The following is a 12,694-nucleotide window of genomic DNA, read 5'->3' as shown; positions in this document are numbered from 1 at the left end:
ATGCGCGAACGTGCGGGACGTGCGGCGCGGTGTCGTGCTCACGCGGCGCGGGACAGCGCGCGGCGCGCTTCGTGCGCGCCGGTGCGCACGGCTCGCCAGCGCGTGAGCTTCAGGCCCGCCTGCTTCGAGAGCAGCGCGAGCGCCGCGTGCGTGAGCCCTGGATAAACTCGCGTGCCGACCAGCGTCCACCACCACCACGCGGTCTCGCGGTGCAGCGGCGGCAACTGGTCGCGCAGGATCAGATGGAAGTTGAACGCGGCGTTGCGCAAGGCCGCCATGGTTTGCGCGTCACGCCGGTCGTCGTCGAAACGCTCGGCGGGAAAGTGATCGACCGCCACGCGCGGGTCGTACATCAGCTTCCAGCCGGCGTTCCTCACTGCCAGGCTGAACGCCATGTCGTTGTGAACCTGTGCGCCCGCGCCGCGCAGGCGCGCGTCGAAGCGGATGGTGCGCACCGCCTCGCGGCGGTAGCTCATGTTCGCGCCCTTCAGAATGTCGACTTCGCGCGCACCGCCCACGCCGAGATGATGATTGCCGATAATCTTGCCGTGCGCCGTGACCTTGCCCACCAGCGGCCGCTCGCCGTCGAGCACGCGGCCTTTCTCGTGCACCCAGTCGCGCCCGCCGAGTGCGCCGAGGCGCGCATCGCTCGCGAACGCGGCCGCAATGCGTTCGACCCAGTCGGCGTGCGGCGCGGCGTCGTCGTCGGTGATCGCGATCACGTCGCCTTTGGCCGCGTCCAGCCCGCGATTCAGCGCCGCGACCTGGCCGGGCACCTCGACCAGCGCCACCGAGAGCGGCAACGCGCCCGGCACGGCCGGGTCGCGCAGGCAGGCGTGGGTCGCTTCGTCGTCGGCGCGCGCCACCACCACCACTTCGTCCGGCAGACGCGACTGCCGTTGCAGCGCGGCGAGGCAGCGCGCCAGATCGGCCGGGCGTCGATAAGTCGGAACCAGTACCGTCACTTTCATCGTGATGTCCTTTTTTAACGTCGTTGCGCGAGGTTCGAGTTGCATCCCGAAACGCATCCAGCTCAAGTGCTCAGGTATTCCTGAACCGCCGCGTAGCCCCGGTCGTAGCCGCCGCGCGAGCGGGCGGGCATGCCGTTGAAAATGCCGCCCTGCACATGCACTCCGGCCGCGCGCAAACGCTTCAACGCATCGGCGATCTCGCCTTCGCTGTGCACGCCCGAGCGCATCACGAAGAAGGTCGAACCGGCATACGCGCCGATAATCGATGCATCGGTCACGGCCAGCACCGGCGGCGTGTCGATCATGATCACGTCGTAGCGTTTGGCGAGACCGTCGAGGTACTGCGGCAGGCGCGGCGACATGAGCAGTTCCGACGGATTGGGCGGACGGCGGCCGCACGAGATGAAGCTCAGGCCGTCGACGTTCGAGCTTCGGATCGCTTCTTCCAGCGAGATCTGGCCGCTCAGCAATTCGGACAGGCCGTTATCCGGCACGCCGCCCAGATAGCGTTCCAGCACGCCACGGCGCATGTCGCCGTCGATCATCAGCACGCGCTTGCCCGAATTCGCGAGCAGCACGGCGAGGTTGACCGTCAGGAAGCTCTTGCCGACCCCGGCCATCGGGCCCGTCAGCATGACGATGCGGTTCTTCGCGTCCATCATGGTGAACTGCATGGAGGTGCGCAGGCTGCGCAGGCTTTCCACCGTAACGTCCTTCGGTCGCGCATTTGCGAGCACCGAGCGCAGGCGTTCGCCGCCGCGCTGGAAGCTGGTCTCGAGCACGGCCTGTTCGGCGCTCTGCGGCACGAGGCCGAACACCGGCAGATGGAACGCACGCTCGATGTGATCCGGGTCGTCGATGCCCTTGAACATATTGCGGCGCAGGAACACGAAACCCGTGCCCGCGATCAGCCCGAGAATCACCGCCGCCGACAGGATCAGCGCCTTTTTCGGCTTGACCGGCACGCCCGGACGCAGCGCGACGTCGACGATATGCACGTTGCCGCCGGTGCCGGCCTTCTGCACCGACAGTTCCTGCACGCGGTTGAGGAGCAGCACGTAGATGTCTTCGGCCACCTTCGCGTCGCGCTGCAACTGCACGGCCTTCACTTCGGTGGCCGGCAGATCGCGGAAGCGGTCGGCGTATTTGGTGCGTTGCGCCTGCAATTCGGCCATCTGCGCACGCGCGGCGACGAGCATCGGGTGATCGTCCCCGTAACGCTCGGTGAGCTGCGCCATCTGCAGGCGCAAGCCGGCGATCTGCTGCTCGTACTGCACGCTGCCTTCGAGATAGACCTTGGCCTCGTCGCTCGCGTTGATCGAGCCGGACTGACGCTGATACGCGGTCAAGGCGGCCTCGGCGCGTTCGAGATCGGACTTCAGGCGCGGCTCTTCACTCTTCAGGAAGTCGAGCATCTTGCTCGCGTCGGCCTGCTTGTTCAGCACGTGCTGGCGCACATACGACTCGGCCAGCGCATTGGCCACCAGCGCCGCATGTTCAGGGCTCTTGTCTTCCAGCGAGATCTGGATCACGCCGGTCTGCTTGCCCTGCTCCTGCACAGTGATGGCCGACTGGAATGCGGAGATCGCGTCGAGGTCGTTGGCGCGCATCACCGTGAATTCCTCGCCCGGGCGCGCCACCAGTTTGTTGACCATCATGGTCACGCCGCCGCCCTGCTCCTGCTGGCCGACCAGGCCGCGCAGCAACAGCGCGCCGTTTGCCGCATACAGTTCGTAGTGCTGGTCGTCGATCACCTTCATGGTGAGCTTCTGGCCTTCCAGCGCGGGCACCACGTCGATCGAATCGACGTCGGCCTCTTCACCGCCCCATGCGTACGACGACAGACCCAGCCACGGACGCGCCGGCTGACCCGGCGTCGCCATGCGCGCGGCGATGCTGCCGAGGAGCGGCAGCGTTTTCGGCGTGACGCTGAAGTTCAGCTTCAGTTGCTGCACGACCGGGCCGACCACGCCGCGGCTCTTGATGATTTCGATCTCGGCGTCGGTGGGCAGCGAGGTCGAGCCGGTGGTGATCGCGGCACCTGTCTGCGTCTGCGTGAGCGCCTGCGACGTGTTGTCGGACTGCTCGACCCGCACATGCGCATCGGCGGAATAGATCGGCTTGGCGAGAAAACAGTACGCGCCCGCGATCGCGACGATCACGGCGGCAATGGCGATGAGCCACCAGATGTCGTCGAGGATCACCTGGACCAGTTGTCCGAGGACGACGTCCTCTTCTTCGGTCTTGATCGGACCGGCCATGTGTGGAGAGATTTGGTTGCTCACAGTTCGCTTCCCGTATCGGTTACATCGGCATTTGCTTCGGTCCCGCGCCGCGTCCCTGAAGGACGGCGCGGCGCGGGCCTGACGACGGCTCAGACGATTAGCGCGTCAGCTGTTTCAGGTAGAACAACGTCTGCACACTCGGCAACACCTGCTGCAACACACGGTTGAAGGTGGTCGACGCAGCGGTGCCCACGTACACGACATCCAGCGGCTGCAACTGGAACTGCGAGGACAGCATGATGGCGTCCGGTTGCGTCATGTCGAGGCGGTAGACATCCGGCGTGGTCGGATGGTCTTTCATGCCGCGCATCACGAAGATCTGGCGCGGGTTGGCGTCCGTGTCGAGAATGCCGCCGCCTTGCGTGAGCGCATCGGCGATCGTCATGCGGCCTTTGATGATCGGCAACTGGATCGGCGTCTTCACCTCACCCATCACGAACACGCGGCTGTCGGTGCGGTCCGGCACGTTGATCACGTCGCCGTTCTGGAGCATCACGTTCTGCGTGGTGTCGCCGCGATCGAGCATGCGGTCGGCGTCGAGCACATACAGTTTGTTGTTGCGCGTGAGACGCACGCGCTGAATGTCGGCGTCCGCATTCGTGCCGCCCGAACGGGTGATGGCGTCGACCAGCGTGAGCGGCACGTCGCTCATGGCGAGCGGGCCCGGCGTCTTCACTTCGCCGGTCACCTGCACCTTCTGGCCGCGGTACGACAGCACGCGCACGTCGACCTGCGGATTGCGGATATAGCGCACGAGGCCGGCGCTCAACTGATCGCGCACCTCGCCGACGGTTTTGCCGGCGGCCCGGATGCGGCCGACGAACGGGAAGAAGATCGTGCCGTCGGCGGCGATGGTCTGGCCGTACGGGTCGGCCTGGCCCGGCAGCGCGGCGGTGTACGGTTGCTGCAAGGCGCCGCCGATCGACTGCGTGGTGTTGCCGCCCGCCGACAGCGTGCTGCCCTGCGGGGTGGTCAGTTCAGGGTGGTCCCACACGGTGATGCCGAGAATGTCCTGCGGCGACAGGCGGTACACGTACTGCGACGGGTCGCTCAGCGTCGAGGGCGGCAGCACCTGCGTCTTCGCGGCGGCGGCTTGCGCCTGCGCGGTCACGACGGCGGCGTCGATCACATGGACCGGATAGGTCTCGGCGGGTTGACTGTCGTGCTGGCCATCGTCTTTCAGACGGGAGGTGTCGAGGTAATTGCCAGGTGCCGTGGCGCAGGCCGACAGAAAGGACGTCAGCAAAAGCGTGGCGGCAAGGTTCGACTTGAAATTCGTGTACTTGCCGTTCGCGAACGAGTGTGCAGCGAGTTTTTTCATCAGCATATTTTTTTCAGCCATCCCATGACCAGATGTTCGATGAGCACGAGACTCTCCCTATAAGCGGTTTCCGCACCGCCATGCGGATCGGCGACGTCGGAATCCGCTTCCCACTTGCCGAGCGGATAGACCTTGCCGCGCGAGGCCGGATCGAGCGCTTCGACGTCGCTCACCTGCGCGCGCTCGGTGACCAGCACCAGATCGGCGTTGCGCACGAGTTGCCGGTTCAGACGCCGTGAGTAGTGGATGCCCGAGGCGACGCCCTGCTCGTCGAGCAGGCGCTGCATCACAGGGTCCATGCCGTGGCCGTTCACCGCGCGCAGGCCGGCCGAATGAAACGCGATCGGCGCCGAATGCGAACGCGACGCCGCGCGTTGCCGGGCCTTGAACAGCATTTCCGCGGCAGGCGAACGGCACACGTTGGCGTGGCAAACGATCAGAACGTTGGCAAACATGGCAGGCTCCGTGATGAGGCGCGTGGTGACGGCGTATCCGTGCGTCTGAACCGGATCAGCGGCCGGCTTCGGCCGTATCCGGCGTTTCCGCCGCTTCCGAGCGCGCGAGCGGCAAGCCGTTTGCGCCGACCTTCGCCGGTGCGTTGCGCAGCGCGTGCTGACGGCCGATCGCCTGATACTCGATGCCGAGTTCGAGCAGCGCGTCCGGTTCGTACAGGTTGCGGCCGTCGAAAATCAGCGGCGTCTTGAGAATCCGTTTGAGCGAATCGAAGTCCGGGCTCTTGAACACCTTCCACTCGGTGAGGATCACCAGCGCGTCGGCGCCAACGGCCGCATCCATCTCTTCCTTCACGAATTCGAGGCGCGCGTGCTGCTGCGGCACGTCCTTCAGATCGAGCGCGAACACACGCTTCGATTCGTCGATCGCGACCGGGTCATACGCCTTCACGCGAGCGCCGCGGCGCAGCAGTTCGGCGATCAGCGGACGGCTCGGCGCTTCGCGCATGTCGTCGGTATTCGGCTTGAAGGCTAGGCCCCATACGCCGAAGGTGCGGTCCGACAGGTCCTCGCCCAGACGAGAGACGATCTTGTGCGCGAGCACTTTCTTCTGCGTGTCGTTGACCGCTTCGACCGCTTCGAGAATGCGCAAATTCGCCTTGTGGTCCGCGGCCGTGCGGATCAGCGCCTGCACGTCTTTCGGAAAGCACGAACCGCCGTAGCCGCAACCGGCATACAGGAAGTCGTAACCGATGCGCGGATCGGAACCGATGCCGCGGCGCACCGCCTCGATATCCGCGCCGACGCGGTCGGCCAGATTCGCGAGCTCGTTCATGTACGAAATACGCGTGGCCAGCATGGCGTTGGCCGCGTATTTGGTGAATTCGGCCGAGCGCACGTCCATGTACAGCGTGCGTTCACGATTGCGGTTGAACGGCGCGTAGAGGCGCTTCATCAGTTCGCGCGCTTTCTCGCCGGGCACGTCTTCGTCGCAACCGAGCACGATGCGATCGGGTCGCGTGAAGTCTTCCACCGCCGCGCCCTCTTTCAGGAACTCGGGATTCGACACCACCGAGAACATGTGCGCGGCATTGCGTTCGGCCAGCTCGGCGGCGATCACCTCACGCACGCGCGAGGCGGTGCCGACCGGCACCGTCGATTTGTCGACGATCACCTTGAAGCCCGTCATATATCGGCCGATATTGCGCGCGGCGGCCAGCACGTATTGCAGGTCGGCGGAACCGTCCTCGTCGGAGGGCGTGCCGACCGCGATGAACTGGATATCGCCGTGCGCGACGGCCGCTTCGACATCGGTCGAGAACTTCAGACGGCCGGCCTTGCGATTGCGCGCGATGATCTCCTGCAGACCCGGTTCATGGATCGGCACACCGCCGTTGTTGAGCACGTCGATCTTGCGCTGATCGACGTCGAGACAGAACACATCGTGGCCGATGTCGGCCAGACACGCGCCCGTCACGAGGCCCACGTAGCCACTACCGATGATCGTCAGGTTCATGTATTACACCTCGAAAATGGAGTTGATTCAGGAATGCGCTCGCGCGATGCGTTGCGCGGCTAAGGCTCAATAAGCATGCAATGAGCGGGTAATCAGCGGGTCAATATGCGTTGCTGCCCACGAAGCCCTTCCACAGCGTCAGCACGACGATCTTGATGTCGAGCCAGAAGGTCCAGTGCTGCATGTAGTACAGATCGAGCTTGACGCGGCCCATCATCTTTTCGATGCGGTCGGTTTCGCCGCGATAGCCGTTGATCTGCGCCCAACCGGTAATGCCCGGCTTGATCCGGTAGCGGTGCATGTAGCCCTTCACCAGATCCTTGTAGATGTCGTCGTGTTCGAGCGCATGCGGGCGCGGGCCGACCACCGACATCTCGCCGCGCAGCACGTTGATGAACTGCGGCAGCTCGTCCAGGCTCGTGCGCCGCAAGAACGCACCGACCGCGGTGATGCGCGGATCGCGCCGCGTGGCCTGGGTGATCTTGCCAACCTCTTCCTTGTGCACGCGCATCGAGCGGAACTTGTAGATCTCGAACTGATTGCCGTCGATACCTTTGCGCTTCTGCCGGAAGAACACGGGACCGGGCGAGTTCAGTTTCACCGCGGCGGCGATCACCAGCATGACCGGCGCGAGCGCGGTCAACGCGGCGAGCGCGAACAGACGGTCGAACACGCGCTTGGGCAGCACGCGCAGATCGGTGATAGGCGAGGCGGCCAGGTTGATCGCCGGCACGCCGAGCAGATCGACCATCGGCTGATTGAAGAGCGTGAGGCTGCGCACGTCCGGAATGAAGCGGATGTTCACGAAGTCGTTGCGCAGGTCCATCACGAAGCGATGGATCGCTTTCTCCTTCGAGATCGGCAGCGCGAGCCACAGTTCGCGGATCGCGCGCTGGCGCACGAGGTGCAACATGCGTTGATAGTCGCGCTCGACCGGCACGCCTTCGATCGCCTCGCCCGCATCCGGGTCCTCATACGGATTGATCGTGCCGTCCTCGTCGAACACCACGACCGGGCTGAACCCAGCCTCCGGACGGCTGCGCATCTGCTGGATCAGAAAGCGCCCATACGGCGCGCCACCGACAATCGCCACCGCGCGCTGATTGAAGCCCTCGCGGCGCAGTCCGCGCAGAATCGAATAGACGATCACCTTGGTGACGATCAGGAGCACGATGGTCGCCACGGCCCAATAAACGAGCCACAGCCGCGACAGGCTGTCCGAGCGGTGCAGGCTGAAGCTGATCAGCACGCCGGTGATTTCCACCAGCAGCCAGCCGCCCGCCACGCGGCTCAGCATGTCATACAGCGGCTTGCCTCGCCATGACTGATAGATCCCGAGCGCGGGGAAAAACACCACCACCAGCAGACAGTCGAACGCGAGCGAGACGCTTTGCATATCGTCCAGCCACACCACTTTCCCGCTGTGCACGGCCGCCGCGATGGCGGCGCCGAGCGCGACCATGGCGATGTCGATGATTCTCGATAGAACGCTCAGCATGCGCTGCCCCTCAGTTCGTCAGTCAAGTGCCATCCGTTGGTTGATTGAAATCCGGTCCGGCGACGGGACGCACAACGCCGGTATGCGCGTCATGCAAATTCATGCGCGACGCGAAACTATTTGAAGCCGTGCTAATTGCCCTTCTGTTTCCCGTTCGAAAAACCGTCTACACGGCCGGATTGGGAAACGCGTGTCGGAATGAGTGAATACCCTTGTACAGGTATAGATAAAGCGATATTAAAATTCCCGCCGCAAGACCGCAAAATATCTCAAATTGTATCGGTCAAAATTCCAGCATTTTTTCTCAATTTTGTTCGGCAATTCTTACCGGATTTGGCGTTTGACTGATGCCCGGAAAGCGTTCATACGAGCCAATTTCGCGCTTTCTGAGCGTTTTCCTACGAAGCTTACGCAGCGCCTTCTGTCGTCATTCTGCGGCATGAATGACGATAAAAAAATGGTGCGGGATTTTTTTCGGGTAATTTTTCTTTTTAAAAAAATTAGCCGGACATTTTTTCTTCACGAAATGGATAAATTTATTGGTCGCTTTATATAGTTTCTATTTAACGCGCTTTTATTGATTCCTGAGTTCGTGATAAAACTCGACGCATTCACCCAGCCTCGAGGAGTCCATCATGACAGCTCCGGTTACGGCCACGCCCGCCGACACCCGGTCTACGCAAGTCAAGTCCCTGAACGTCAAGCTCAAGGTTCATCCCGTGATTCTGGCAGGCGGCTCCGGCACGCGGTTGTGGCCGATGTCGCGCGAACAGCACCCAAAGCAGCTCATCGGCCTGCTCGGCGAAGATTCGCTGCTGCAATCCACCACGCGCCGTCTCGACGGACTCGAAGCCGGCTATCCGCTTACCGAGCAACTCGTCGTGGTGGCTAATGAAGACCAGCGCTTCACGACCGCCGAGCAACTGCGCACGAGCGGCAAGCCGACCCGGCTGATTCTCGAGCCCGCCGGACGCGATACGGCGCCGGCGCTCACGGTGGCCGCCCTCTCCGTCGCCGCGCAGGACGAAGACGGCATCATGGTGGTCATGCCCGCCGATCACGCGGTCACGGATATCGACGGATTTCATGCGGCAGTGGCGACCGGCGTGCAGCACGCGGCAGCCGGCCATATCGTCACGATGGGTATCGTGCCGACGCGCGCGGAAACCGGCTATGGCTACATTCGTATCGGCGCGGCGCTTGGCACGACTAATGATGCACAGGAAGCCGGTGTCGAAACCATCGGCAAGATCGGCGCACACAAGCTCGATCGCTTCGTCGAGAAGCCGCATCTGGAGTTGGCGCAGCGTTATATCGAATCGCAGGAGTACTGGTGGAATAGCGGCATCTTCATCATGCGCGCGTCCACCTGGCTGAAGGCGATCCGCCATTTCCAGCCGGCTATTTACGAAGCCTGCGACGCGGCCTTCGCGGGCGGCAAAGCGGACGGCGACTTCTTCCGTCTGCAACGCGACGCGTTCAGCGCGTCACCGTCGAATTCGATCGACTACGCGGTGATGGAACAGCTCGGCAACGATCAGAGCGCGGCCTCGGGCATCGTCGTGCCTTTGCAGGCGGGCTGGTCCGACGTGGGTTCGTGGGACGCGATCTGGGACATCTCGGACAAGGACGCCGATCAGAACGTAGGGCGTGGACGTGTGATGTTCGAAGGCGCCGCCTCGACCTTCGCGCATTCGGAAGGACGCCTGATTGCCTGCGTGGGCACGCAGGATCTCGTGGTGGTTGAAACGGCCGACGCCATTCTGGTAGCCGACAAGTCGCGCGTGCAGGACGTCAAGAAGATCGTGGGACGGATTCGCAACGACGGCGGACTGGAGGCGGCCAATCATCGCAAGGTGCACCGCCCGTGGGGCAACTACGATTCCGTCGACACCGGCGAGCGCTTCCAGGTCAAACGGATCGTGGTGAAACCGGGCGCGCGGCTCTCGCTGCAAATGCATCATCACCGCGCCGAACATTGGATCGTCGTGCGAGGCACCGCACTCGTCACGCGCGGTGAAGAGCGCTTTATCGTCTCCGAAAACGAATCGGCCTATATTCCGCTGGGCGTCACCCACCGCCTGGAAAACCCCGGCAAGATGCCGCTCGAAATGATCGAGGTCCAGTCCGGTTCGTATCTCGGCGAAGACGATATCGTGCGCTTCGACGACACCTACGGACGCCAATAACGCACGTCAACCCAGGGCGTCAGGAATGGCGTCCTGCTGACATCACCAGTGAATCACAACGAATGAAGCGGGAACCTGCGGCGGTTGCTCCTACCGGCCGCGGGGAAATGCCGTGCTAGCCGCCGCGCTCATCCCGCGTGGGAGATGAGTTCTGTGTACGACGGAAAACGGTCTGATGCACTGCTCTCGGTTGCTGCGTTGACAGTCGCCGGTTCGCCGGGATAACGGCGCAACGGGCCACGGAACGCGTTCAGCGGTCCATGCAAAGGCGCGCCGTGATTGACCGCGACCGGCTCCGGCACATGGCGCAAGGCTGGCAACGGACGAGCCGCGGCGTGCGCCGGGTTCGCTGACGCATGCGCCGATGCTGCTGATTCAGCTGCCGCTGCCAGCGTGAGGCATTCACGGTCAATCCACTGGCGCGCCCAGTCCAGCGCGTAGTGCTCCGCCGCTTCCGCATCCTCAAAGCGCGGGCCGACGAGGCCGGAACGCTCGACGCGTTTGCCGTCCTTCATAATTTCCGCCCATGCGCGATACATGGCGTTCGGCACCCGCTCAGCCGAGACATAGATCACATAGCCGCGGTCGGCGATTTCCGTGCCGCGAGGCGCGAGACTTATCGACAGCGGACTGCGCCGATCATCGGGCGCGGGCGTGCCGCGCGCCGACGCGATGGCGGCGTTCAAACCGTGCATGGCCGCATTCACCGCGTGCGCTTCGTCCGCGCGAGGCAGCTCCGCGCGTGCGACATACCGTGCAGGCGCTGCACCGTGCGACGCCGGCGCGCGCGACACTGGAGAGACGTTCGTCATGCCGTTCGCCGCACCGCTTGAAAGCGCGCCTGAAACTCCGTTTGACGTTCCATTAGCAACCCCGGACAACTGCCGCGTCATGTCGGCAATCGGATCGGCCGAACGCCAGCTGGCGAGGCTGCTCGACATACCGGGCGCCTGCCACGACTCGGGACTTCTCCAGGACACGCCACGCAGATTCTCGTCGCGCGTGCGGGGGCTTTCCGCTACCGGTGCGGCGGGTTTAGCCGCGACGGGCGGCGCCGGTTGAGGGACGTACGCAAAAGTGCGACCGGTTTGCGACAACAGCCGAACCATCTCCAGCAGCGTGCCGTTCAGCTGCCATTCTTCAAAACGGCGCCGGCAAGTGGGACCCGACGGGTAACGGCCGGGCAGTTTCGACCAGGGTTCACCGGTTGTGAGAATCCACAGGACGGCATTCGCCACGATGCGCGGTTCGGCGCGAGGCCGGCCACGCCGGTTTAAACGGACGGCCGGCTCGTCTGAGACAAGCGCTGCCAGCAGCGCCCATTCGTCATTGCTTAGCTCATCGAAAAACATTGGGTTTTCTCCACGCAGCCTGGCCGGGCCGCGGCTTTGGGACGCCACGAATTCAACTTTCACGATTCGTGTGCAGCCCGCGGTTGCACAAATATGTTTTGTACGTTCTGTCAGCTGGTCAAACCCGCCCTTTCTTAGTGCGGCTTATCCCTATTGCGAAGCACAAAACGTGGTCTCACTCGTGCATGGGAGAATTTGTGCACGAAGCATACCATCCCCAGGGTTTCCGTGAATATGAGTGAGACAAGTGTTACGGATAGAAACAATCTTGTCCTTTTTGCTGCGTCTTTCCTCGCATTGCCGTCACAGAACTCCTGTCGCTTCGAGGCACGAAACGACGTTATTGCATCGCACAAGATTCAGGCATCTCAGGTGAATAGGCTTTAATGAATCGGCGGCCTCCACGACTCGATATTTCGATGCATTTCGCTTGCGGATTTGTGAGGAACGGGCGCGGGGAAGAAGACTATGCGCGATACATGAGCGCGTGGACATCGGCCCGTTCGACGCGGCGAACGCAGCGTGTCGCTCTCCACCTGGCTGCGCTGCTCAATGCTTCTTCGATACGACCCATTCGACTCGGTTTCAACGCATCGGCTTCGTTGCGCCCTCGCCGACCACTGTCGTCCATTCACGCACGCACCAGCGCGTCACGAGACCGGAGAGCACGTAGGGATCGGCTTGGGCAAAGGCTTCGGCGACTGCCGGAGAATCGCTCTGAAAGAGCAGAACAGCGGTGTCGGTGGGCTCGGTCAACGCCCCGCCCAGCAACAGCTCGCCGCGCCCGGCGGCGGCCCACGCGAGCTTCAGATGCTCATCGCGGTATGCGGCACGCCGCTCGAGGTAGTCGGACACGAGGTCATACATCAACAGATAGTGCATGGAGCGCCTCCTTGGGACGGTGCGTGGAAGTGGACCCGCGACTCAACCGCGGTAAGTATCGTGGCCAATATTACCCATATAACGGGATACGGAATTTCATGCCGATTTACTATTCAATTGCGCCTGCAGCAATGCACAAAGCATGTTTGAATTTCCAGATTGATTCCGCCGAATGATGCCGTGCTAATTCGTTTGAATTCACCTTATGAAATTAATCTGGAATGCATA

9 protein-coding genes are annotated in these 12,694 nt (G+C 63.0%); 1 reads left to right on the top strand and 8 read right to left on the bottom strand.

All coding sequences use genetic code 11. The features are described 5' to 3' along the window. Positions 1-38: 38 nt before the first annotated feature. From AC57B1_RS18930 to AC57B1_RS18905, 6 genes are all read right to left on the bottom strand, one after another. Entirely contained in the window at positions 39-971 is a 933-nt protein-coding gene (locus tag AC57B1_RS18930; protein ID WP_091800524.1) for a glycosyltransferase family 2 protein, read from the bottom strand. Positions 972-1,033: 62 nt separating this feature from the next. Further along, positions 1,034-3,232 carry a polysaccharide biosynthesis tyrosine autokinase gene (locus AC57B1_RS18925; protein WP_408343594.1) on the bottom strand — a complete coding sequence of 733 codons (2,199 nt, stop codon included), beginning with the start codon at positions 3,230-3,232 and terminating at the stop codon, positions 1,034-1,036. 121 nt (positions 3,233-3,353) lie between these two features. After that, on the bottom strand, positions 3,354-4,583 hold the full coding sequence (locus tag AC57B1_RS18920; RefSeq protein ID WP_408343592.1) for a polysaccharide biosynthesis/export family protein: 1,230 nt from the start codon (positions 4,581-4,583) through the stop codon (positions 3,354-3,356). Then, complete coding sequence (locus AC57B1_RS18915; RefSeq protein ID WP_408343552.1) at positions 4,577-5,032, bottom strand: arsenate reductase/protein-tyrosine-phosphatase family protein; 456 nt, start codon at positions 5,030-5,032, stop codon at positions 4,577-4,579. Before AC57B1_RS18915 ends, AC57B1_RS18920 begins: the two co-directional genes overlap by 7 nt. A 55-nt stretch (positions 5,033-5,087) precedes the next feature. After that, positions 5,088-6,545 (bottom strand): UDP-glucose dehydrogenase family protein, encoded by a 1,458-nt coding sequence (locus AC57B1_RS18910; RefSeq protein WP_091794294.1) that lies wholly within the window; start codon positions 6,543-6,545, stop codon positions 5,088-5,090. Between the two features lie 100 nt (positions 6,546-6,645). Next, a complete protein-coding gene (locus AC57B1_RS18905; RefSeq protein ID WP_091794297.1) occupies positions 6,646-8,043 on the bottom strand; it encodes an undecaprenyl-phosphate glucose phosphotransferase in 1,398 nt (465 codons plus the stop codon). A gap of 635 nt (positions 8,044-8,678) precedes the next feature. Between AC57B1_RS18905 and AC57B1_RS18900 the strand changes: the two genes are divergently transcribed. Beyond that, positions 8,679-10,232, top strand: coding sequence for a mannose-1-phosphate guanylyltransferase/mannose-6-phosphate isomerase (locus AC57B1_RS18900; protein ID WP_091794299.1), 1,554 nt, complete (start codon positions 8,679-8,681; stop codon positions 10,230-10,232). Positions 10,233-10,360: 128 nt separating this feature from the next. Here AC57B1_RS18900 and AC57B1_RS18895 read toward each other — a convergent pair whose 3' ends face one another. Together AC57B1_RS18895 and AC57B1_RS18890 are read right to left on the bottom strand one after the other, a co-directional pair. Beyond that, on the bottom strand, positions 10,361-11,584 hold the full coding sequence (locus AC57B1_RS18895) for a DUF6566 family protein (RefSeq protein ID WP_496418276.1): 1,224 nt from the start codon (positions 11,582-11,584) through the stop codon (positions 10,361-10,363). 585 nt (positions 11,585-12,169) lie between these two features. Further along, entirely contained in the window at positions 12,170-12,466 is a 297-nt protein-coding gene (locus AC57B1_RS18890) for a YciI-like protein (RefSeq protein ID WP_496418275.1), read from the bottom strand. Positions 12,467-12,694 lie beyond the last annotated feature (228 nt).

It is taken from the genome of Paraburkholderia sp. BGA-UO-ETr-F21 (assembly GCF_059567925.1).
This window is presented reverse-complemented; position numbering and strand designations above follow the sequence as displayed.